Genomic DNA, 23158 nt, shown 5'->3' with positions numbered 1-23158 from the left:
GGGTCATGCTCCGTCTGTCTTGTGCCCTTTCCCTTGCCCTGACGGGCGCGCTGGCCTTGCCTGCCCCAGCCCAGATGCGCCCGACCGAGAGCGAATTGCCGCTTGGCCTGGTCGATGCCCGGCTGCTGCCCGGCTGGATCGACGAGGCGGGCAACCGGATCGCCGCGCTGGAACTGGTGCTGAAGCCGGGCTGGAAAACCTATTGGCGCAGCCCCGGCGATAGCGGCCTGCCGCCCAGCTTTTCCTGGGATGGATCGGAAAATCTGCGCGATGTGGTCTTCCATTGGCCTGCCCCCGAGGCGATCCGGTCCGGAGACACGCAGGAACTGGGCTATCACGACCACCTGGTCCTGCCCTTCACTGCCAGCCCCGCCGACGCCACTCGTCCCGTCACGCTGCACAGCCAGATCGAGCTGGGCCTGTGCGACAATATCTGCGTGCCAGCCCAGCTTGACCTCAGCGCACCGCCGCCCGGCACATTGCCCGACAGCCGCATCAAGGCCGCCCTGGCCGAGACGCCGCGTCTGGTCGAGCATCTGCCCGAATGCCGGATCGAGGCCATCGCCGACGGGTTGCGCGTCGAGATGGCGCTGCCCTCGGAGGCGCCCGAACTGGCCGCGATCGAGGTCGAGGGCAAGCCCGACCTCTGGGTCTCAGGCGCCCAGATCGAGATGCGCGCCGATGGTCCCGTCGCCGTGGCCGAGATGGTCGGCCCCGAGGCCGCGCCCTTTCCGCTTGACCCCTCGGCCTTGCGGCTGACCGTGGTCAGCGCCAAGGATGCGGTCGAAAGTCTGGGTTGCCGACTCAGCCCCTGATCGCAGGTGCCCGGCGCAGGGCCCAGAGCCCCGCGCCCAGGACCACCGCCAGCAGCGCCAGCACATAGGCGCCAAGCGCCGCACCGACCGACCCCGCCACCGGCCACCAGCCGGGCAGCGCCACCCCGATCGCGGGCAACAGCGCCACCGGCAGCAGCGTCAGCGCAAAGGCCAGCACAGCCCCGCCGGTCGCCGCCCGGATCACGCCCGCCACCGGCTGCGCCCTGCGGCTGCGGCGATAGGCCCGCCGCGCCCGGCCCAGATCGGCGCCGATGGCCAGAACCGCCGGCACGACCAGCAGCACGATCAGCATTCCGAAGCCCAGCCCATAGACCAGCGTGACCACCGTCGGCTTGAGAAACAGCGCCTGAGACGAGCGTTCGTAAAGCAGCGGCGCAAGGCCCAGAACTGTGGTCGCCGTGGTCAGCAGAACCGGCCGGAAGCGGTCGCAGACCGCCGCGACGATGGCCGGGCGCAGGCCGCGCTTGCGGGTATATTCGTCGATGGTCGAGATCAGCACGATGGAATCGTTGATGATGATGCCAGACATGCCGATCAGCCCCACGATCGAGAACATCGTCAGCGGCAATTGCCAGATGTAATGCCCCCAGATCGCGCCGATCAGGCCGAAGGGAATGACCGACATGACCACCAGCGGCCGCGTCCAGCTGGCAAAGATCCAGGCCAGCACCATGTAGATCCCGGCCAGCGCCAGGCCGAAGCCCAGGATCGCGTCGCCCAGGAATTCCTGTTCCTGTTCGGCAAGCCCGGTAATCGTGTAGCTGATGCCGAATTCGGCAGCGATGTCGGGCATCAGTTCGGCCTGCAGCGCCTGCGTGATCTGCGCCGCCCGCGCCGGGTCGTCATCCGAGATGTCCCCCGTGACCGAGATCATCCTTTCGCCATTCTCGCGCCGCACGACCGAGAAGCCGGCCGCCGTCTCGACGGTGACGATATCCGCCAGGGGCACCCATTGCCCCGAGGCCGCGCGCATCATCATCCGGTCCAGGAAATCGCCCTGACGTTCCTCGGCCGGCAATTCGACATGGATCGCGCCCGACCGCGTGCCGACCGGGAATGTCGCGGCCTCGATCCCGCCCAGGCGCTGGCGCAATTCACGCGCAAGGCCCTGCGTGGTGAAGCCAAGCGCCTCGCCGCGCGCGGTCAGCCGCAGGGCCAGCTCGTCCTTGTCGTAATCCATGCTGTCTTCCAGCGCGGAGACCTCGGGGAAAGCCGACAGGCGCAGCTTCAGCGCCTCGGCCGCATCCTTCAGGACGGTCGCGTTCGCCCCCGTCATCCGGACCGAGATCGCATCGCCCCCCGGCCCCGACCGGAAGCCGCGGAAGCTGATCACCTCCAGCCGGGGATCGGTGGGCATCGCCTCTTGCAGGGCGGCGACGAATTCAAAGCTGGAATAGGGACGGAAATCGGGGTCGATCAGCTCGATCTGGATGGCGCCCAGAAGGTCGGCCTCCTTGGTTTCCGCGCCGGGCAGGGGGCGGCCCGAATTGCCGCCCAGAAGCGTCATGGAATGGGTGATCGGATTGATGCCGTATTCGGCTTCGTAGCGGGCGGCGACGCCGTCCACGGCCTCTTGCACCATGGCCATGACGCGCTCGGTATCGGCCCGGCTGGATCCGGCCAGCATGGCAAAATTGCCCGTCACGCTGCCCTGTTCGGGTGCGTCGAAGAACCGCCAGGGCACCTTGCCCGTCATCAGCGTGGCCGCCGACCAGGACAGCGCCACGACCACAAAGGCCAGCGCCGGATAGCGCCAGGCCAGGACCAGCCGCGCCACCGGGCGCACCACCGCCGCGACGAAGCGGTCCAGCCAGCGGTTCACGAAGGCCGAGGGGCGGTCATACCAGCGTTCCCGCGCGGAATGGGCCAGCGCGTGGGCCATGTGATTCGGCAGGACGAGGAAGCATTCCACCAGCGAGGCGATCAGCACCATGATCACCGTCCAGGGAATGTCGCCGATCATCTCGCCGAAGCGGCCGCCCACCGTCACCAGCCCGGCAAAGGCGATGATCGTGGTCAGGGTCGAGGACACGACCGGCGCGCCCATCCGCGCGGCGGCGCGTTCGGCGGCGACCTGCGGCGGTTCGCCCAGCTTGCGGTGACGGTAATCGGCATGTTCGCCCACCACGATCGCATCGTCCACGATGATGCCAAGCGTCAGGATCAGCGCGAAAAGCGAGATCATGTTGATCGTCATGCCCGCCGCATACATCAGCGCGACCGCGCCCAGGAGGGCGGCGGGGATGCCCGCCGCGACCCAGATCGCCGTGCGGGCATTGAGGAACAGGAACAGCAGCCCCAGAACCAGCGCCAGACCCAGGATTGCATTGTCCAGCAGCAATGTCAGCCGGGCCGAGATCAGTTCGGCTCGCGCCCGAACCAGGTCGATCTGCACGCCTGCGGGCAGGCTGGGCTGCATCTGCGCCACCACCGCCTCGACCTCGCGCTGCATCGCGATCGCGTCGCCCGAGGCGCTACGCTCGACCGCCAGCATCACGGCGGGGTTGCCCGCGACGAAATAGGCAGTGCCCCGGTCGATCCCTTCGGCGGTGACATCGGCCACATCGCCCACGGTCAACTGCGTGCCGTCGGGCAGCGCCTTGAGCACCAGCGCCGCCACGCCCGCCGGATCGCGCGTCTCGGTCCCCGTGCGCACCCGCGCCGCGCCCGAGGCCAGGTCGCCCGCCGGGATCGGCGCCGCCGCCGCCCCGATGACCGAGGCGACCTGCTCCATCGTCAGGTCGTGGCGGATCAGGTCGGCCATGCGGACTTGCACCAGCGTCCTTGGGGCCGAGATGCCGGTGACGGAAAGCCGCGTCACGCCCCGGGCGTAAAGCCGGTTCGACATGTCGTCGGCAATGCGTCCAAGCTGGTCCAACCCGACCGGCCCCGAGATCACCACATCCGCCACCCTGTCGCGCCAGGCGCGGCGGGTGATCTGCGGCTCTTCGGCACCTTCGGGCAGGTTGCCCGCCCCCGCGATGGCCGTCTCGACCTCGGCCATGGCGCGGGACATGTCCCATCCCGGCTCGAATTCCAACCGCAGCCGGGCCGAGCCCTGCACCGCCTGCGACGAGGTCAGGGCCACGCCCTCGACCCCCATCAGCGCGGGTTCCAGAACCGCGACGACCGACTGGTCCACATCATCCGCGCCCGCGCCCTCCCATCGGACGGAAACGTCGATTTGCTGCACCACCGTGTCGGGGAAGAACTGCGCGCGCAGTTTCGGTGCGCTGTAGAGCCCCGCAATCACCATGACCGCCAGCACCAGATTGGCCAGCGTGCGGTGGCGCACGAACAGCGACAGAAGGCCCCGGCGATCAGCCACGGCCGGCCCCTTCGCGGCGCGCCTGCTGCCCCTCGGGAGGCGGATCGCCGCGCCCTGCGGCGGGTGCGGTGGCGTCGTCACCGGGCGGGGATGGGCGCGCGCCCACATCGCGGACGCGGATGCCGGTGCCCAGTTGCGGCGCGCGTTCGGCCACGATCCGCGCCCCCGACAGCGAGGCCGGGACCGCCACGATCAGGTCGTCGCCCTGACGGCGCAGCACCTCGACCGGAGTCGCGGACAGCCGCCCCTCGTCATCGGCGACCAGCACCGCGCCGTCGCCCCCCACGGCCGAGGCCGGGATCTGCGCGGCCTGTTCCAGTGGCGGCTCGGCGATCTGGACGCGCACGAAATCGCCAGGCCGCAGGGGCGTTTCGGTATCCAGAAGGCGGGCAAAGACCTGACGTCCTGCGCCCCCTTCGGCCACCGAGGCGGCGGAACGGTCCAGCACGGCCTCGATCACGACCTGCCCGGCGGTTCCCTCCAGCACCACGCGGACGGGCACCCCCTCGATGGCGCGCCCGCCTGTCAGAAGCCGGGCGAACTGGTCCAGCGACAGGGGGATCTGCACCTCCAGCGCGGCGGGGTCGATGATCGTGGCAAGCCGTTCGTTCATGCCGACCAGACCGCCCTCGACTGCGCTGACAGCGGTGACGCGGCCATCGAAACCGGCACGCAATTCGGTATCGGCCAAGGCACGGCGGGCCTCGGCCAGCGCGATCTCGGCACGGCGCAGCGCATTCTCGGCGGCGGTGACGGCGCTTTCGGCATCGGCCAGGGCGGCGCGGCGGCTGATCACCGCCTGCTCGGCGGTCGAGGCGGCCAATTCGACCGCCTCGCGTTCGGTGCTGGTGCCAAGTCCGCGCCCGGCCAGATCGCGCTGACGGGCGACGGCGGCCTGCCGCAATTCATACTGCCGTTCAGCCGCGGCCAGATCCTCGGCGGCGATGGCCACGCTGCGGCGGCGGTCGGCCAGATTGCCCTGCGCGTCGTCGCGTTCGGCCTCGCGGCTGTCCAGGGCGGCCTGCGCCGCCGAGGGGTCGATGCGGACCAGAACCTGCCCCGCCGTGACTGCGCCGCCTTCCTGCATGGCGGGGTCGAGGAACACGATCTGCCCCGCGGCGCCCGCGCGCAGTTCAAGCTGGCGGCGCGACTGGATCGTGCCGAAGACCTGCATCTGCGGGGTGATCTGGCCTGGCTCCAGCGTGATCAGCCGGGCTGTGAAGACCTGCTCGGCGGGGCGGAACCCCGCCCCCCCGCCCGCGCGGCGCTGTTCGGCGGCCTGCCAGAGCTGGAACACCGCCAGAAACAGCAGGCCGAGCGTGATGAAGGTCAGAAACAGCCCGGCAAGGCTGCGCGTCAGGAATCGCATACGTACAGGTCCATCTGTTGGACGTTCCGGTTAGCCCATGATGCGGAAACCGAACCTAAACGGAAAGGGCTTCCAGACGCGCGGACAGCGACAGAAGGTCCGCCCAGGCCTCGCGCTTGGCGGCGGGGTTGCGCAGCAGATAGGCGGGGTGCGTCATCGGCAGGGCGGGACGGTCGAAAGCCTGCACCCATTGGCCGCGCAGGCGCAGGATGCCGCGCCGGCCGATGGCGGCCTGGGTCGCGACATTGCCCATCAGCACGACCAGATCGGGCTGCGCCAACTGGATATGGCGCCGCACGAAGGGCAAGCTCACGGCAATTTCATCGGGACTGGGGTCGCGATTGCCCGGCGGACGCCAGCCGAGGACATTGGTGATATACAGCGCGTGTTCCACATCGGCCGCATCGCGGGCCAGCCCGATGGCGCCGAACATCCGGTCCAGCAACTGCCCGGCCCGGCCCACGAAGGGGCGGCCCTGCCGGTCCTCTTCATCGCCCGGCGCCTCGCCCAGGATCAGCACGCGCGCCCCGGCCCGGCCATCGGCGAAACAGAAGCGGCGGGCACCCTTTTTCAACTCGATCCCGTCGAAACTCTCCTGTGCGGCGGCCAGGGCATCAAGCGTGTCGGCCGCCGAGGCCAGCGCCTCGGCCTCGGCGATGCGGGCGGGCAGGTCATCCTGATCCGCGCCCGCGGCAACCGGCGGGGCCATCGGAATGCTCGGCGCGGCCTGCGCGGGCAGGTCGAACCTGTCCACCGGATCATCCAGCAGCGGCGTATCGGCGCCCATCTCAAGCTGCCATTCCAGCAAAGCCAGCGCCGTATGGGCGTCCAGCGCGATTCCCTGATATGTCGCCTGATCCATCACCGCCAGAGGCTAGGGCGAACGGCCGCCCTAGTCCACCACCAGCATGTAGCCCGTGCCGCGCACGGTCTGGATATAGCGCGGCTCGCGCGGGTCGGTCTCGATCTTGCGGCGCAGGCGGGTGATCTGCACGTCGATCGCACGTTCGCTGTTCTCGCCCTCGGCGCCGGTGCCGCGGCCAAGATCCTCGACCAGCTCGGCGCGGCTGACGGGCTGGCCCCGGCTGGCGGCAAGCCGCCGCATCAGAGCGGCCTCGGTTCCGGTCAGGCGCAGCGGCTGGTCGCCCTGCCACAATTCGCCCTTTTCGGTATCATAGCGCAGCGCGCCCAAGGTCAGGAACTTGGGCTGCGTCATCTCGACCACCGGCACGCGCCGCAGGATGGCGGCGATCCGCAGCAGCAATTCACGCGGCTCGAAGGGCTTGGGCAGGTAGTCGTCGGCCCCGGATTCCAGCCCGGCAATACGGTCCTCGGTCTCGCCCCTGGCGGTCAGCAGCAGGATCGGCGTGTCGATCCGGCGGCGCAGGTCGCGCGTCAGCGCAAGCCCATCCTCGCCGGGCATCATCACGTCCAGCACGATCAGGTCGAATTCCAATCCCGCCAGCAGCCGCCGCGCCTGCGCCGCATCGCGCGCCAGGCTGACCATATAGCCGCTTTTCCGCAGGAACTTGCCCAGAAGCGAACGGATACGCTCGTCATCGTCAACGATCAGGATATGGGCATCGGGGGCGGTCATGGCGGATCAGCGGTCCTCGGGCAATTCCTTCAGAGCCTGATACTGCGCCCGCGTCTCGGGGTCCATCATTGCCTCCAGCACCTGCCGGAAACCCGCCACCGCCTGCGGCCCAGCTTTGCGGTAGGCCGCCCGCATCCGCGCCCGCTGCGATTCCGACAGCCGCCGTTCCAGCGCGGTGCCCTGCGGGGTCAGATAAAGCTGCCGCTCGCGCCGGTCGCGCCGGCCAACGCGGCTTTCCACCAGTCCGTCGTCGATCAGCGTGCGCAACACGCGGTTGAGGCTCTGCTTGGTGACACCCAGAACCGCCAGCAGCGCAGTCACGGTCAGGCCCGGATCGCGGTTGATGAAGTGCAGCGCGCGGTGGTGGGCGCGGCCGTAATCCAGATCGGCCAGGATCAGGTCGGGATCGGCGGTAAAGGCGCGATAGGCGAAGAACATCGCCTCGATCCCGCGGCGCAGCTGATCGTCGGTGAGGAACAGAAGATCCTCGCCCACCATGGCCTGAATCCGCGCCTTTTCCTGCATTCCTGACATCCTCGTATCCTGGATCGCCGATATGGCAGCGTTGTTGACTTTCTAACCGCTGATTGCTAGCCGTCAAGCATCTTGCGTAACAAATGGGCTGTTCTGCCCTGTCAGGCGCAAGAATCGTGCGAATCGGGCGGCGGAGGAAGAATGAACATGACGGCGGCATATGACGATCGGGACGGCTGGATCTGGATGGATGGCGAACTGGTCGCCTGGCGCGAGGCGAAGGTGCATATCCTGACCCATGCCATGCACTACGCCAGTTCGGTCTTCGAGGGCGAACGCTGCTACAATGGCAAAATCTTCAAGAGCCGCGAACATTCGCTGCGCCTGATCGAATCGGGCCGCCTGCTGGACATGCCGATCCCTTACACGGCCGACCAGATCGACGCCGCCAAGGAAGAGGTGCTGCGCGCCAACGGCTTCGAGAACGCCTATCTGCGCGTCGTCGCCTGGCGCGGCTCGGGGCCTGATATGGGCGTCTCGGCGGCGCGAAACCCGGTCCGCATGGCCGTCTGTGCCTGGGAATGGGGCAGCTACTACGGCGACGCGAAATGGCAGGGCGCGAAGCTGGATGTGGCCAAGTGGAAACGCCCCTCGCCCGAGACCATCCCCACTGCCGCCAAGGCCGCCGGCCTCTACATGATCTGCACGATGTCCAAACATGCCGCCGAGGCCAAGGGCTGTTCGGACGCGCTGTTCATGGACTGGGAGGGTTATGTCGCCGAGGCCACCGGCGCCAATATCTTCTTCGTCAAGGACGGCGAGATCCACACGCCTCTGGCCGACCGTTTCCTGAACGGCATCACCCGACAGACGATCATCCAGATGCTGCGCGACAAGGGCTACACCGTCCACGAGCGCCGCATCCTGCCCGAGGAACTGGAGGGCTTCAGCGAGTGCTGGCTGACCGGCACTGCAGCCGAGGTCACTCCGGTCGGCCAGATCGGGGACTGGCATTTTCAGGTGGGCCGGATCACGCGCCAGGTCGCCGAGGATTACGAGGCGCTGGTGCGGGCCTGAGACGGGGAAGGGGGCTTTGCCCCCATCGCTTTGCGATTCCCCCGGGATATTTGGACCAAGGCAAAGACAGGTTTCTTCCTTGCCTTGGACGAAAATATCTTCGGGGGGAGGCGAAAGGCCCTAGGGGGCAGACAGTCTCTCTTCTTCTATCGTCCTGGTGCCGTCAGGCGGAATGGCCGCGCAGAATGCGGGCATATTCGACCGCGCGTCGGCTTCCGACATGCGTCCGCGGCCGCTTGTGCAAGCTGGTGATACTGGGATGGGGGCCGGCCTCGCGGTCCTGACGGACGAAGGCGCGCAAGCGCGCGGTGCCTGTGCTGCGGGGACGGTCGGTCACATGCTTCCTCATGGTCGATCCTCCTGTCGCGGGGTGACAGTATAGGACCGAATCGGACCGATTGGAACCCGTCAGGCCGCCCGGATGCCCTGTGCGGCAGCCAGGACCGCGTGCAGCGCAACCGGGTCGTCATTGGCGCGCAACTTGGCGCGCAGGTCCGAGTCGCGCAGCGTGCGTGAAACCAGAGCCAGCGCCTTGAGGTGATCGACGCCCCCTGTTTCGGGGGCCAGTAGCGCGAAGACCAGATCGACGGGCTGGCGATCCACCGCGTCGAAGTCCAGCGGCTTGTCCAACCTGATGAAGAGACCCGCGACCTTGTCAAGCCCGTGCAGCCGCGCATGGGGCAGCGCGACACCTTGTCCGACGCCTGTGGGCCCCAGGCTCTCGCGTTCCTGAAGCGCATCCAGCACCTCGGGGGCCGGAAGCCCGTATTCGGCTTGTGCCAGTTCGGCAAGCTCGTGGAACAAGCGCTTCTTGGATGTGAGCTGTCCAAGTGAGCGGACGGCTCCGGGCTTGAGGATTTCGGCAATCTGCATGCGGTCGCGACTTTCCCAAGATAGGCGCCCCCGCCACGGGGACGGGGGCGTTTCCTTTGTCTGCGGCGCGAGGCGGACTAGCCGTTTCCGCGCGGGTCGATCCAGCCCACATTGCCGTCGTCGCGGCGGTGGACGACGTTCACGCCGCCATGTTTCTCGTTGCGGAACACCAGAAGCGGCGCCCCTGCCAGTTCCATCTGCATCACCGCGTCGCCCACCGACAGCGTCGGGACGCGGCTTTCCATCTCGGCGATGATGATGGGTTCGAGGCTGTCGCCCGTCGATTCCCACTCATCCTCGTCGGCGGCCAGCACATAGCTGCCGGCCTCGCCGAAGACAACAGGCTCGACGCGGCCCTTGTGATGGTCCTTGAGCCGGCGCTTGTAGCGCCGCAACTGCTTGTCCATCCGCTCGCGGCAGGATTCGAAGGCGGCATAGATCTCGGTCGCGGCGCCCTTGGCCTGAACGGTCAGGCCGGTGGACAAATGCACCACCGCGTCGCAAGTGAACTGATGTGCGTCCCTGGAGAAGGTGACTGTCGCATCGGTGGGGCGCTGCGAGTATTTCTCGATCGTCTCGCCCAGTTCGGATTTGACATGCGTGGTCAGGGCGTCCCCGACATCGATGTGTTTTCCGCTGATCGTGTAGCGCATCATGCCTCCTCTTCGGTTGCCCGCGCCCCGCAGGGGCGACCTTGCGGTTGCCACGCGCCGGCGCGGGGTGCGCGCAGGGGGGCCGGGGCCACCCCTGCATATCTCAATTTGGTGACAGCGCGCCCCTTGTGTCAACGGCCAGCCACGGCGGCGTGATCGAAAAAGCGGTGCCTTGCGCACGGGGGCACGCCTAGGCCATGCGGAAGCCTTCGCCCAGATAGACCTCGCGGACTCGGGGATCGGCGACGATCTCGTCGGTCGTGCCCGACATCAGCACATGCCCGTCATGCAGGATATAGGCGCGGTCCACGATGCCAAGCGTCTCGCGCACGTTGTGATCGGTGATCAGCACGCCGATCCCGCGCGACTTCAGGTCATGGACCAGCGCGCGGATCTCGCCCACGGCAATCGGATCGACGCCCGCAAAAGGTTCGTCCAGAAGCAGAAAGGCCGGGTTCGAGGCAAGGCAGCGCGCGATCTCGACCCGCCGCCGCTCGCCGCCCGACAGGGCCAGGGCCTGCGCGCCGCGCAGATGGGTGATCGAGAAATCGGCCAGCAATTCCTCGAGCCGGTCGCGGCGGTGGCGGGGGTCGTCCAGCGCAACCTCCAGCACGGCCATGATGTTCTGCTCGACCGTCAGGCCGCGAAAGATCGACATTTCCTGCGGCAGGTAGCCGATGCCCATGCGGGCGCGACGGAACATGGGCAGGCGCGTCGCGTCCTGGCCGTCGATCATGACCTGCCCCGCATCGGGCACGACCAGCCCGGCGATACAGTAGAAGCACGTCGTCTTGCCAGAGCCGTTCGGGCCCAGCAGCGCCACGACCTCGCTCCGGCGCAGATCGACCGACACCTCACGGATGACCAGCCGGTTGCGGTAGGATTTTCGCAGCTTGCGGACCTGAAGACCGTCCCGGGGCGCGTCGGGCATCAGTTCCCCCCGCCCTGCTGGCCAGGTTGCAGAATGGTGCGGACGCGGCCTTCGACGCGGGCAGCCCCAGTGGCCAGATCGACCTCCATCCGCTGGCCGGTCAGCACGTTGCCGCCCTGCGCCAGGATCACATCGCCGATCAGCGTGACCTGCCCGGCTTCGACATCGTAAAGCGCCTCTTGCGCCTCGGCCGCATCCTCGCCCGAGACCAGCGTCACGTCGCCTTCGGCACGCAGCAGGCGGATGCGGCTCGTGCCGCCCTCGGCATAGGTCACGTCCACGCGGCGCGCCGACAGCCGCATCGGGCCCTGCCCGATCACGACATTGCCGGTAAAGACCGCCGTGCCATCGGACTGGTTCACAGCCAGCGCGTCGGCGGCGATCTCGACCGGGGCGGCAGTATCGGCGCGCATTCCCCCGAAGGTCAGGTTCTGGCCCCAGGCCGGAAGCGCGACCACAAGGGCCAGAGCGGGCAGATAGCGCAGCATCTTCGTCATCCTCCGGGCGGCTCAGGGCTGGTATATCAGACGCACGCCGCCCGAGAAATTCAAGACCGCGGCACCCGTTTCGCCGTCATCGCCGGGCTCAAGCCGCATCCGGCCGGCGCTGATCCGGCCAAAGGGCGCCTTGGCCTCGATCCCGTCATCGGCGATGATCTCGGATCGGTCGGTGGCCGCGTCGATGCGCGGCGCGTCCATCTGCCAGCCGGTGCTGGTCGTCATGCGGACCCCGCCGTCCAGCCGGATGCGGCCATCGGCCAGCCCGCCGTTCGGCGCGACCAGCATCGCGCCCAAGCCGTCGGGGCGCTGCCAGTCCAGTCGCAGCGCCTCGGCTTCGGCGCGCTCGCCGTCGGGGCGCGCGGTGCTGGCCATCAGACTGATCCGGGTGCCGTCCTCGGTGACAGCGGCATATTCGGGCGCGACCAGGCGCGGATCGCGGGCCATTGCCTCGGCATCGACCTGCGCATAGGGAATGCGCGATTCGGTCTCGGACCCGCGCGAGAACAAGAACAGCGTGGACAGCATCGCCAGCGCCGCCAGAGGCAGGATTACACGCAACGACCGGACGACGCGCGTGCGGTCCATGCGTCACACCAACCCGGCGCGCAGGCAGTCATGGATGTGCAGGATGCCGACGGGGCGACCATCCTCGACCGCGAAAAGACAGGTGATCTTGCGGGCCTGCATCTCGGCCAGGGCGGCCGCGGCCAGAGCCTCGGGCTCGATCACGCGGGGGCTGCGGGTCATCACCTCGTGGGCGCGGCGCGACAACAGGCCCTCCATGTGGCGGCGCAAGTCGCCATCGGTGATGATCCCGACCAGGCGTCCGTCCTCATCGGTGACGCCGGTGACGCCGTAGCCTTTCTGGCTGATGACCAGAAGCGCCTCGGACATGGGGGCGTCCTGCGCGACCAGAGGCAGGTCGCGGCCGGCCAGGTCGCCGACCTTCGCCAGAAGCGCGCCCAGCTTGCCGCCGGGATGAAATGTGCGAAAATGCTCGGGGGTGAAGCGGCGATGCTCCATCAGGGCGATGGCCAGCGCATCGCCAAGCGCCAGCGTCATCGTGGTCGAGGTCGTGGGCACGATCCCGTTGCCGCAGGCTTCCCGTGCCTGTGGCAGGACCAGCGCCACGTCCGATTGCCTGAGCAGCGTCGAGCCGGGCCGCGAGGCCACGCCCACCAGCGGGATCTTGAAGCGCCGCGTATGGGCGATCAGATCGGCCAGTTCCGGAGTCTCGCCGCTGTTGGACAAAACCAGCGCCAGATCGGTCTTGGTCACCATGCCCAGGTCGCCGTGGCTGGCCTCGGCGGGGTGGACGAATTGCGCCGGCGTCCCCGTCGAGGCCAAAGTGGCCGCGATCTTGCGTCCGACATGGCCCGATTTGCCCATGCCCGAGACGATTACCCGACCCCGCACCTCAAGCATCATCGCCACCGCGCGCGAGAACTCGTCGCCCAGGGTCGAAGCCAGCGCCTTCAGGCCCGCGATCTCGGTGGCGATGACCCGCCGCGCCGTTTCGATGTAATCCGTCACGCGCCTGCTCCTGCGTCTGGTCGTCAAATCCTGTCCGGGCCGATCCGTTCGTTCAATGCCGGAAAACGTCGCTTTCGTCGCTCCAGCCCAGAAGGTCCAGATGGGCGCGCGCGGGCAGAAAGTCAAAGCAGGCCTGCGCCAGACCCAGCCGGTTCTCGCGCTTCAGACGCTCTTCCAGCGCCTCTTTCAGGCGGTGCAGATACAGCACGTCAGACGCCGCGTATTCCAGTTGCGCGTCGCTCAGATCGGCGGCACCCCAGTCACTGGTCTGCTGCTGCTTGCTGACATCGACGCCGACCAGCTCGTTCAGAAGATATTTCAGACCATGCCGGTCGGTATAGGTCCGCACCAGCTTCGAGGCGATCTTGGTGCACCAGACCGGCGAGGTCACGACACCGAAGGCGTTTTCCAGCGCGGCAATGTCGAAACGACCGAAATGGAACAGTTTCAGCACCTGGGGATCGGTCAGCAGGCGCGTCAGGTTCGGCGCCTCGGTCTGGCCACGATCAATCTGGACCAGATGAGCCTCGCCATCGCCCGACGACAGCTGCACCAGACACAGACGGTCGCGGCGGGGATCCAGACCCATCGTCTCGGTGTCGATGGCTACGACCGGACCGAGGTCCAGATCATCGGGAAGATCGTTGGGATAAAGGTGAATGCTCATCGTCTGCTGCCTCGGACCACTTGCCGGACTGCGTTGCGCCGGCCTCGTCCTCTCAGACCAGAAACGGCGCGCGCATTCCAGCAAAAAGCGGCGGGCGCAACGTGGCGGCGCCCGGCCGCGTCATGCAGGGGGCTGGGCAGGCCGCGGAAGGGCGCCGGGCGGGTCGAAGATGCGCCCGCCTGCCATGGCGGGAACCAGGCGCGGCGCGCCTCCGCCCGGACCGGCGCCGCGCAAGGCGAATCCGTCCAGCGCGCCCCTCAGATGATCGGCTTGCCGCCCGTGACGGCGATGGTCGCGCCCGAGATGTAGCTGGACATCGGCTCGGCCAGCATGACGAAAGCCGAAGCAAGCTCGACCGGCTGAGCGGGGCGGCCCATCGGGTAGTTCTGCCCGAAGGTGCTGACCTTGTCGCCCGGAAAGCTGGCAGGGATCAATGGGGTCCAGACCGGGCCGGGGGCCACGACATTGGCGCGGATGCCACGCTCGGCCAGCATCTGCGCCAGACCGGCGGTAAAGTTCTGGATCGCGCCCTTGGTCGTCGCATAGGCCAGCAGCTCCGGGTTGGGCTGGTCGGCATTGACCGACGATGTATTGATGATCGAGGCGCCCTTGCCCATGTATGCCAGCGCCGCCTTGGTCAGGTAGAACATCGCGTCGATATTGGTGGCAAAGGTGTAACGCCATTCCTCGTCGTCGATATCCTCGATCCTGGCAAAGCTGCGCTGGTGGGCGACGTTGTTCACCAGAATGTCGATACGACCGAAGCGCTTTGCGGTCTGCGTGATCGCGTCGCGGCAATTGGAGGCTTCGGACAGATCGGTCCGGATCACCAGGCATTCGCGGCCCGCCTCGCGGACCAGCCGCGCGGTGTCCTGCATGTCCTCGGTCTCGTTCAGACAGACCAACGCCAGATCGGCACCTTCACGGGCATAGGCAATGGCGACAGCGCGTCCGATGCCGCTGTCGGCGCCGGTAACGAGAGCAACCAGCCCCTCCAGCCGGCCCGAGCCGCGCCAGCTGTCCTCACCGTGGTCGGGCACGGGGTCCATCTTGCGGAAGCTGCCGGGCAGATCCTGTTGCTGTTCGGGAAAAGGGGGGTGCGGATAGTCGGTCATGCGCTGTCTCCTGCATCGAGCCCGCCGGGTTCAGGTTGCGGATCGGCCGTCATAACAGACAGATCGGACGGATGTTCCACGGCAGGGCCAAGCGCGGCTTTAGGCGGCCAAGGCGCATGTGATGGCGGGGAAACCCGTTCCACAAGATGCCGGGGCCGAACACTGTGACCGCGCAGAGATTCAGTCCCGCCCGACTGGCTTGAAGTCTGTGAGATCCGATCTCTTGCATCGCCCGTAAGCCTGCCATGTCCGGAAACGTCGCGGCGGCGATGATCGCCTATTCGATGATCAAGTCAGCATGCAGCGCCCCTGCCGTATGGATGGATTTGAGGATTTCGATCATGTCGCGAGGCCGAACACCCAATGCGTTGAGCCCATCCACCAAATCGCCAAGACTGACCTCGGACGACAGTTCGACAAAGCCGATGCCCGGCCGGTTCTCGATCTCGGCACGCGAGCGGGGAACGGTGACCGTTTCCCCCGCTGCAAAAGGATTGGGTTGGGACACGACGGGCGCCTCGCTCACCCTCAAGGTCAAGCCACCCTGCGAAACCGCCACCCGCGAGATGCGAACGCTTTCGCCGACCACGATCGTGCCGGACTTGTGATCGATGACAACCTTTGCCCGGTCCTGGGGCTCGATCTGCAAGTTCTCGATCCGGCCGACCACTCGGGCCGGATTGACCGCGCCCAAGTTGCGAAAATTCACAAGCACCGTCCCGCTGTCCAGCGTGACAGCAAGCTGGCGCTGAAAGTCGCGGTTGATTGCATCCTCGACCCGCGTGGCTGTGGTGAAATCGGCATTCCGCAGCGCAATGCGGATCGTGTCGATCCCGGCAAAGTCGAACTCGACTTCGCGTTCGACGCGACCGCCGACCGGGATCTTGCCGGTCGTGGGCACACCATCGACAACGCGCGCACCTTCGCCCGCGGCTGAAACACCGCCGGCGATGATCGAGCCCTGTGCGACGGCATAGATGTTCCCGTCTGCGGCCTTCAGAGGCGTCATCACAAGTGTGCCGCCTAGCAGGCTTTTGGCATCACCGATCGCCGAGACATTCACGTCAATCCGACTGCCTGACCGTGCAAAGGGCGGCAGCGTCGCCGTTACGATCACTGCCGCCACGTTCTTGGATCGAAGCGCTTCGTCGGTGACGTTCACGCCAAGACGCTCCAGGAGACTGGCCAGCATCTCTTCGGTGAAGGGCGCATTGCGAAAGCTGTCCCCGCTGCCATCAAGACCCACCACTAGGCCGTAACCGACGAGGTCATTGCCTCGGACCCCGTCGAAGTCTGCGAGATCCTTTATCCTGACCGGAACCGCAGTGGCGGAGCCGGCCAGAACAAGCACGACAAGCGTGGAAATAAGAAACCTGATCATCTGAGGAAGTTCACCAGCTTGAGCTTGGACAGCCGTGCCGTGACCGCATACATGGCCTCGATCTGACTCTGGACCTCGGAAAGGGCGGCTGCGGTCTCAAACGGATCGGCCGAACGCATGTCGTTTCTCCGTGCCCCGAGGATCGTCAAGGCCGCAGCATTCGCGACTTGAGCCTGTTCGACCGACTGCTGCAAGAGGCCAACGCGTGCGATTTCCGCGACAATATTGCGGTCGGCCTCGATCATCGCGGAGCCCGCGTCGAGGATCAGTGCCCGCTGCTCGGCCGGGCTTCCCGCCAGCGCTCCCTGTGCGGGCAGTGCGGCAAGTGACAGCGCCTTGAGCAGGTCGCGAAGTTCGGGTGCTGCGGCCGAGCTGTGGAGAGCGATGGCTCTGTCACCCGAGACCGGGATGATCTGCGGCTCGCCGACCGTGCCGTGATAGGCATGATCCAGAAAGCCGCCCCCGCCCGGCGGGGCGTCGAACCACGCGCTGACGGCCTGGCGCACGTCATCCGCGCTGGTCAACCCGGCCGTGACCGCGGACAGCATGGAGACAATCTGCGAGCCTGACACCAGAGGCGGCAGGTCGCTGGCCAGACCCGACAGCACAAAGCGCCCCCCTACGGCAAAGTTCAGCCGCTCGACGACTTGGTTCAGCGCTGTGGCGGCACGGTCCGAACGGTTGCGCAGCGATAGCGCGTCATGGGCGAAAAGCTCGGTCGCAAGTTCGATGCCGAGTCCCGAAGCAACTTCGCGCGCACCATCAAGCGCGTGCTGAACCCCGTCCAGCAAAATGGCGGCATCCAGCGCGTTGCGCTGAAACTGCTGCAATGCGCCAATCCGCGCCTCGATTGTGCCGAGCAGGCGCGTGTTGCCATGCAACCTGGTCCCGATATTGGCGACCTCGCCGCTGGACATTTCTTGTGTCAGGGCCTGCAACGACTGCTTCAGCCGGTTTGTAGCAAGGCTTTGCGCGAAAAAGCGGGCCTGATCTCCGATCGTTGAAATGGTCATCTCAGATCCTCAGAAGCTGGTCGATCATGTCGTCCAAGGCGCGGATCACCCTTGCATTGGCGGCATAGGCCTGCTCGTATTGGAGCAGCTTCTGCATTTCGGCATCGCTGTCCACGCTGCCGGTCAACATGCGTTCGCCGATCGTGTTCAATCGAGCGTTCCTCGTGGCCAGCTCTGCCTCGGAGCCGACCCGTCGACTTGTTACGATCGCGCTGAACTCGGCCATCCGATCCGCTAAGGACGCCCTTGCGCCCGTCACGGGACCACCAGCCGCCGGAAGCACGGCATCAAGCGCTGCCGCCATCGCGTTCAGGCGCGCGGACTCAGACACAGGGCCGGACGTCGGTGCGCCCATGCCCGCACGCATCCGCCACAGCGCTCCCCCCTGCGACGGATCAACCGCAGCGTTGATCGTGATGCGGCCCGCGAGGCCGGTCACCCCGGCAGCCGTGGCCACGCCGCCCGCATCGGTGAAAAGCCCGGCCCCCCCGCCCAGGGTCGGATCGACCGTAGCCTCTGACAGCCTTGACAGGAGGTCCAGCGCCAGTAGATCAAGATCGCGCTGGAGCACGGGCGCAATCTGATCGCGGATCGCGAAATGCCCCGCAAGACTACCGCCACCCAGCAGGCTCATCTGCGCAGGCGCCAGTTCGGTTCCGTCCACTGAAACCAGCGAAAGCGGGCTTCCAACATCGGACTGCGCGCCAATCACCGGCGAGGACGCGAAGCCCAGCTGCAAAGGCTGCGTTCCGTCAAGTAGGGCAAGCCCCTCTCGTGTGAAAAGCGCGATCTTGCTGCCCTCGCGCGCTACCTCTTTCACCGGAATTATGGTCGCGAGGCGATCCACGACCCTCTGCCGCTCATCCATCAAGGAAGCGGCATCCTTGCCAGTAGCTTCCAGCGCAGAAATCCGACGGTTCAGGGTCGCGACCTGCTGCAATCCGTCGTTCAACGTCGCGATCTCCGAGGCGATGGCACGGTCGGCCTCTGTCCGGGCGGATTGCAGGGCATCGGTCGTCGTCGCAAAGGCGCGCGCAAGCGCCGTGGCGGAGGACAGTACCTGCTGCAGACGCAGGTCGTCATCCGGCCGCGCGGCGGCCGAGACCAGCGAGGAGTGAAAATCCGACAGGCGCGAAGCCAGGCCATCCGCCTGTCCCGGTATTCCGATCACATTTTCGATCAGGGACAGAAAGGCTGCCCTTGTCGCGGCCTCCCCCTGACCGGCACTTGCCAAGCGACTTTCCGAAAGCAAGGACAGGTTCACGGCGCGCACCACGCCATCTATCCGCACCCCCCCCATATTGCCGCCCATGGCCTGTGGACTGATTGCCAATTCGCGCCGCGCATAGCCCGGTGTCATGACGTTGGCGATGTTGGCCGATACCAGCTCGGTCCCGCGTGCGGTGGCGGTCAGACCGGACATGGCGTTCGACAAGGCGCGGGTGATGCTCATCTGCGTCTCCCATCAGGCGTCAGCGCTTGATATTGGTGGTTTCCTGCAACATCTCGTCCACGGTCTGAACGATCTTTGCATTCGACGAATAGGCGCGCTGGGTGGTGATGAGGTTTGTGAGTTCCTGCGCAATGTCAGTCGTGGACGCCTCGCGCGCGTAACCAAGGATCGTTCCCGTCGGGCCGTCGCCCGCATCCCACAGGAAGAAACTGCCTGAATTGGGCGAAATGCGGTAGGATTGGCCATCTGAAGTCGCAAGTCCGTTGGCGTTGGGCACGTCAACGAGCGGAACCTGATAGAGCCGCCGCGTGAAACCGCTGTCATAGGAAGCTGTCAGGAAACCGTCGGCATCTATCTCGACCCCAAGCAGGTTGCCCGCAGCCGATCCGTTCTTGATCACGTTGGTCGGCGAGAAGCTTGAGGCGAACTGCCGCAGGCCTGCATTGCCGAGGGGGGTTCCGACGAACAGGTCCAGCATTCCGCCGCCGACCTGGATCGGGATGTTGCCTGTCGCGGGGTCGTAGGCCTGTCCTGTCAGGGTCGTGATGGATGAGATACTGCCACCATGCGCCTGCGAGCCGTCAAAGACGATCCGGTAACTGGCAATCGGGTTCAGCGCCGCATCGGTCGCGCTGTCGCTGATGACCATGGTCCAGGTATTCGAGGTTCCGACGGTCGCTGTCGTGTCGGGCGAGAAGGTGAAGCTGAGCGACTCGGCCGTGCCAAGGTTGCCGTAATATTCGACACGCATCGGCAGGGTCACGCCCGTCGCGCCAGCAGCGGTTTCGCTGGCGGGCAAGTTCACACCAAGCGAGATCCGCGTCGTCGGATCCCCCGAGGTCTGGTTTGCCTGGATCCGCACAGGCTCCAACTGGCCCATCGTGTCACGCGAGACGGTCGGGATGTTACCATTGGCATCAACTGGCCAACCCAGAAGGACCAGACCACTGCTGGTTCGCAGGATACCGTTCGCATCCGTGTCGAAGGCCCCGGTCCGGGTCATCATGAAGGGCAGATTCGCCGAATTGTTGTTCAGATCGACGATGGAGGTGACGGGCAGGAAGCCGCGTCCCGATATCGCGATGTCCAGCGGATTCGAGGTCGTGACCAGCGAGCCGTCGGTATCAATCACGCGCGAAGTGGTGGCGCGCACACCGCCCGCCGAGTAGATCCCCGCCACGCGCTGCTGGTTCAACACGACCGAGGTAAATTCGGTTTCCATCCGCTTGTAGCCGAAGGTTGAAGAGTTCGCGATATTGTCCGAGATGGTTCCCAGACGCGAGGCATTCGCCGCGAGCCCGGCGACGCCGGCATTCATGGCAGAGGACATGGACATGACGGACCCTTTCGATTCAGCTTGTCCCCCGGAGATTGGCCGACAAGGTTTAAGATTCGGATAATCCGCGCCAGGCCACCGGCCTATCTCAGTAAAATAACCTCGATCCGGTTGTTCGACGGATCCATCGGGTTGCCGCTGCGATTCTTGCGGTCAGCATAGCCTGACACGCGGTGCATCCGCCGTTGGTCCAGCCCGGCGCCCTCCAGAAGCTGGCGGACTGTATGAGCGCGACCTTCGGACAGGGGCCAGACCGGCGAATTCACCAGCGTTTCAGGATAGGCGCGGACATGGCCGGAAATGGCGATGCGGTTGCGCGTATGGCCCAAGGCACGCGCGATGATCGGCGCAAGCTGGACCAGAACGGGTTCGGCTGCGGTGCTGTCCGGCGCGAAAAGAGGGGCATCGGTCAGGTCGGACAATTCGATGACAAGCCCTTCGTCAGTCATGCGGGTCACGACATGCTTCAGCAGATTGGTCATCTGCTGTGATTCGCCGCCGGTCCCGGTCAGCACGTCCTGCACCTGCTGCGCCAGTTCCTCGAACTGCGCGGCATTCTCGCTGTCTGGCAGATCCTTTTCGATCGCATGGCGGACACCCTCTTCGATTCCGTTGCCGGAAGCGCCCGGCGTGCGCGTCACCGAGGGCGAAAAGTATTCCGCAAGCCCCTTGCGCTGCGCCTCCGTGGTCGCGTTCAACAGCCACATCAGCAGGAAAAAGGCCATCATCGCCGTCACGAAATCAGCATAGGCGACCTTCCACGCTCCGCCATGATGGCCGGCTTCGCCGCTGCCACCGTCACGCCTGACGATGATCTTCGTTCCGTCCTTGCCCGTCGCCATGATCGCAGCCTCTGTTGGTCGAGCTGCAATGTCGCGCCGACCCGGCGGCCAGACAAGTTAACGGATCAAATACGATCCATTCGGCAAGGCTTAACCATAACTGCGGCGGTCCTCGATGACCTTGCCGTCATTGGGCAGACTGCCCGGCGCGACGAGTTGCACGCGCCCCTTCATCTTGAGCATGTCCACCACTGACAGGCTGATCCGATCGGCGCAATCCGCCGTCGTCTCGACCTGCACGATCATCACGTCCATATCGCCATCACGGTCGGCAATGACGCGCGCGCGGGCAATCTCGGGGTGGCGGGCGACAAGGGCGGCGACCTGTTCCGGGCGCACGAACATGCCCTTGATCTTGGTGGTCTGATCGGCCCGACCCATCCAGCCCTTGATACGCATGTTGGTCCGACCACAAGGGCTGGTGCCCGGAAGCACCGCCGACAGATCTCCCGTCGCGAATCGCACCAGCGGATAGTCGGCGTTCAGCGTGGTGACCAGAACCTCGCCGACCTCGCCCTCGGGGACGGGATCGCCGGTGCCGGGGCGGACGATCTCGACGATCACGCCCTCATCGACGATCATGCCCTCCATCGCCTCGGATTCATAGGCGATGTTGCCCAGATCGGCGGTGGCGTAGCATTGCAGCGTGGCGATTCCGCGATCCGTGTAAAACTGCCGCAACGAAGGGAACAGCGCGCCCCCGCCCACGACCGCCTTGCGGATCGACAGAACCTCGCCCGTCTCGTCGGCCCGTTCCAGGATCACCTTGAGGAAATCGGGCGTCCCGGCATAGCAAGTCGTGCCGATATCGACAGCGGCGCGAACCTGCAGGTCGGTCTGGCCGGTGCCCGCGGGCAGGACCGCCGCCCCCACCGCGCGCGCACCGGATTCGAACATCATCCCGGCAGGCGTCAGGTGATAGCCAAAGCAGTTCTGCACGATGTCGCCCCGCCCCACGCCCGCCGCGTGCAGAAACCGCCCAAGACGCCACCAATCGCCCTCGCGCATACCGGGCTCGTAGATCGGGCCGGGGCTCTGGAAAATGTGGTCGAACTGTGTCACAGGTCGGGCCGCATAGCCGCCGAAAGGGGGCCGGGCCTTCTGTGCAGCCGACAGATCCGCCTTGCGGATCACGGGCAGGCCAGCCAGCGCTGCACGGTCGGTCACGTCGTCGGGATCGACCGCGGCCAGGGCCTCGGCCAGGGCGGGCGCGGCCTTGGCGCGGCGGATCGCGGCGGGCAGAGCGGTTGCCAGATCCCGCTCCCGTGCCTCGGCATCACGGGTTTCCAATGCGTCGTAATATGCCATCCCGGGCTCCTCAGGCCAGCCAGCGCTTGCGGCGGCGGTAACTGCGCACGTCGCGGAAGGACTTGCGTCCCGCATCCGACATGCCCAGGTAGAATTCCTTGACATCGGGGTTCTCGCGCAGCTGATCGGCGGGGCCGTCCATCACCACCCGGCCATTCTCGAGAATGTAGCCGTAATGGGCGTAGCGCAGCGCGACGTTGGTGTTCTGTTCGGCCAGAAGGAAGGTGACGCCCTCGCCCTCGTTCACGGCCTTCACGATCTGGAAGATCTGCTCGACCAGCTGCGGGGCCAGACCCATCGAGGGCTCGTCCAGCAGGATCATCTCGGGGCGCGACATCAGCGCGCGGCCCATCGCGGTCATCTGCTGCTCACCGCCCGAGGTATAGCCGGCCTGGCTCTTGCGGCGCTCTTTCAGGCGGGGGAAGTATTCATAGACCATATCCAGGTCGCGCTTGATCGCGGCGGCCCCGTCGCGGCGGGTATAGGCGCCGGTCAGCAGGTTTTCCTCGACAGTCAGATGCTCGAAGCAGTGGCGGCCCTCCATCACCTGGATGACGCCCTGCCGCACGAGGGCGGCAGGATCGGCGGCGGCGACTGGCTTGCCGCGATAGGTGATGCTGCCCTTCGTCACCTCTCCCCGTTCCGAAGCCAGAAGGTTCGAGATCGCCTTGAGCGTGGTGGTCTTGCCCGCCCCATTACCGCCCAGCAACGCAGTGATGCCGCCCTTGGGCACCGACAGGCTGACACCTTTCAGCACCAGAATGACGTGGTTGTAGATCACCTCGATATTGTTCACATCCAGAAGCGTCTCGCGGTGTTCGGTGTCGAACATGGGCATCCCCCGTGATGGCGTGGGACCGGCGGCAGCGGGG

General features: G+C 66.3%; 23 protein-coding genes. 2 read left to right on the top strand and 21 right to left on the bottom strand.

Going from position 1 to position 23158, the window contains the following annotated elements; all coding sequences use genetic code 11:
- Positions 1–5 precede the first annotated feature (5 nt).
- A complete protein-coding gene (locus KY389_RS00255) occupies positions 6–815 on the top strand; it encodes a protein-disulfide reductase DsbD domain-containing protein (RefSeq protein WP_246587860.1) in 810 nt (269 codons plus the stop codon).
- On the opposite strand, the gene KY389_RS00250 is transcribed toward KY389_RS00255, so the two are convergent.
- From KY389_RS00250 to KY389_RS00230, 5 genes are read right to left on the bottom strand one after another with little or no spacing between them, the layout of a single operon-like run.
- Positions 805–4164 (bottom strand): efflux RND transporter permease subunit, encoded by a 3360-nt coding sequence (locus KY389_RS00250; RefSeq protein ID WP_343222862.1) that lies wholly within the window; start codon positions 4162–4164, stop codon positions 805–807. The genes KY389_RS00255 and KY389_RS00250 overlap by 11 nt on opposite strands.
- Positions 4157–5533: an efflux RND transporter periplasmic adaptor subunit gene (locus tag KY389_RS00245; RefSeq protein WP_219828708.1), complete on the bottom strand. Its 1377-nt coding sequence runs from the start codon at positions 5531–5533 to the stop codon at positions 4157–4159. Before KY389_RS00245 ends, KY389_RS00250 begins: the two co-directional genes overlap by 8 nt.
- A gap of 55 nt (positions 5534–5588) precedes the next feature.
- On the bottom strand, positions 5589–6395 hold the full coding sequence (locus tag KY389_RS00240; RefSeq protein WP_219828707.1) for a uracil-DNA glycosylase: 807 nt from the start codon (positions 6393–6395) through the stop codon (positions 5589–5591).
- A 30-nt stretch (positions 6396–6425) separates the two neighbouring features.
- Positions 6426–7130 (bottom strand): response regulator, encoded by a 705-nt coding sequence (locus tag KY389_RS00235; protein ID WP_219828706.1) that lies wholly within the window; start codon positions 7128–7130, stop codon positions 6426–6428.
- Positions 7131–7136: 6 nt separating this feature from the next.
- Positions 7137–7655 carry a MarR family winged helix-turn-helix transcriptional regulator gene (locus tag KY389_RS00230; RefSeq protein ID WP_219828855.1) on the bottom strand — a complete coding sequence of 173 codons (519 nt, stop codon included), beginning with the start codon at positions 7653–7655 and terminating at the stop codon, positions 7137–7139.
- Positions 7656–7811: 156 nt separating this feature from the next.
- On the opposite strand from KY389_RS00230, the gene KY389_RS00225 reads away from it, so the two are divergent.
- Complete coding sequence (locus KY389_RS00225; protein WP_219828705.1) at positions 7812–8681, top strand: branched-chain amino acid aminotransferase; 870 nt, start codon at positions 7812–7814, stop codon at positions 8679–8681.
- Between the two features lie 163 nt (positions 8682–8844).
- On the opposite strand, the gene KY389_RS00220 is transcribed toward KY389_RS00225, so the two are convergent.
- From KY389_RS00220 to KY389_RS00145, 16 genes are all read right to left on the bottom strand, one after another.
- Positions 8845–9030 (bottom strand): hypothetical protein, encoded by a 186-nt coding sequence (locus KY389_RS00220; RefSeq protein WP_219828704.1) that lies wholly within the window; start codon positions 9028–9030, stop codon positions 8845–8847.
- Between the two features lie 59 nt (positions 9031–9089).
- Positions 9090–9554: a PTS sugar transporter subunit IIA gene (locus KY389_RS00215; protein ID WP_219828703.1), complete on the bottom strand. Its 465-nt coding sequence runs from the start codon at positions 9552–9554 to the stop codon at positions 9090–9092.
- 77 nt (positions 9555–9631) lie between these two features.
- The gene (gene hpf, locus KY389_RS00210; RefSeq protein WP_219828702.1) at positions 9632–10207 is read right to left on the bottom strand and encodes a ribosome hibernation-promoting factor, HPF/YfiA family; all 576 of its coding nucleotides are present in this window, start codon (positions 10205–10207) and stop codon (positions 9632–9634) included.
- 190 nt (positions 10208–10397) lie between these two features.
- Positions 10398–11138, bottom strand: a complete 741-nt coding sequence (gene lptB, locus KY389_RS00205) for an LPS export ABC transporter ATP-binding protein (RefSeq protein ID WP_219828701.1) — start codon at positions 11136–11138, stop codon at positions 10398–10400.
- On the bottom strand, positions 11138–11626 hold the full coding sequence (gene lptA / locus KY389_RS00200) for a lipopolysaccharide transport periplasmic protein LptA (RefSeq protein WP_219828700.1): 489 nt from the start codon (positions 11624–11626) through the stop codon (positions 11138–11140). The genes lptB and lptA overlap by 1 nt, the downstream gene beginning before the upstream one ends.
- Before the next feature lie 21 nt (positions 11627–11647).
- Positions 11648–12223 (bottom strand): hypothetical protein, encoded by a 576-nt coding sequence (locus tag KY389_RS00195; RefSeq protein ID WP_219828699.1) that lies wholly within the window; start codon positions 12221–12223, stop codon positions 11648–11650.
- A gap of 3 nt (positions 12224–12226) precedes the next feature.
- Positions 12227–13171, bottom strand: a complete 945-nt coding sequence (locus KY389_RS00190) for a KpsF/GutQ family sugar-phosphate isomerase (RefSeq protein ID WP_219828698.1) — start codon at positions 13169–13171, stop codon at positions 12227–12229.
- 52 nt (positions 13172–13223) lie between these two features.
- Positions 13224–13838, bottom strand: a complete 615-nt coding sequence (locus tag KY389_RS00185) for a ribonuclease D (protein ID WP_219828697.1) — start codon at positions 13836–13838, stop codon at positions 13224–13226.
- A 257-nt stretch (positions 13839–14095) separates the two neighbouring features.
- On the bottom strand, positions 14096–14953 hold the full coding sequence (locus KY389_RS00180) for an SDR family oxidoreductase (protein WP_219828696.1): 858 nt from the start codon (positions 14951–14953) through the stop codon (positions 14096–14098).
- A gap of 277 nt (positions 14954–15230) precedes the next feature.
- Positions 15231–16334, bottom strand: a complete 1104-nt coding sequence (locus KY389_RS00175) for a flagellar basal body P-ring protein FlgI (RefSeq protein WP_219828695.1) — start codon at positions 16332–16334, stop codon at positions 15231–15233.
- Positions 16331–17347: a flagellin gene (locus KY389_RS00170; RefSeq protein WP_219828694.1), complete on the bottom strand. Its 1017-nt coding sequence runs from the start codon at positions 17345–17347 to the stop codon at positions 16331–16333. Before KY389_RS00170 ends, KY389_RS00175 begins: the two co-directional genes overlap by 4 nt.
- 1 nt (position 17348) lies before the next feature.
- Positions 17349–18800: a flagellar hook-associated protein FlgK gene (gene flgK / locus KY389_RS00165; RefSeq protein WP_219828693.1), complete on the bottom strand. Its 1452-nt coding sequence runs from the start codon at positions 18798–18800 to the stop codon at positions 17349–17351.
- A gap of 19 nt (positions 18801–18819) precedes the next feature.
- Positions 18820–20136, bottom strand: coding sequence for a flagellar hook protein FlgE (locus tag KY389_RS00160; RefSeq protein ID WP_219828692.1), 1317 nt, complete (start codon positions 20134–20136; stop codon positions 18820–18822).
- A gap of 83 nt (positions 20137–20219) precedes the next feature.
- Entirely contained in the window at positions 20220–20978 is a 759-nt protein-coding gene (locus tag KY389_RS00155; protein WP_219828691.1) for a flagellar motor protein MotB, read from the bottom strand.
- A 90-nt stretch (positions 20979–21068) separates the two neighbouring features.
- Positions 21069–22286, bottom strand: coding sequence for a phenylacetate--CoA ligase family protein (locus KY389_RS00150; RefSeq protein ID WP_219828690.1), 1218 nt, complete (start codon positions 22284–22286; stop codon positions 21069–21071).
- A 10-nt stretch (positions 22287–22296) separates the two neighbouring features.
- Positions 22297–23118 (bottom strand): ABC transporter ATP-binding protein, encoded by an 822-nt coding sequence (locus KY389_RS00145; protein ID WP_219828689.1) that lies wholly within the window; start codon positions 23116–23118, stop codon positions 22297–22299.
- Positions 23119–23158 lie beyond the last annotated feature (40 nt).

The organism is Paracoccus bogoriensis (assembly GCF_019431455.1).
Lineage (GTDB): Bacteria > Pseudomonadota > Alphaproteobacteria > Rhodobacterales > Rhodobacteraceae > Paracoccus > Paracoccus bogoriensis.
The sequence above is the reverse complement of the archived record's forward strand: the minus strand, read 5'-3'. Positions and strand labels throughout refer to the sequence as shown.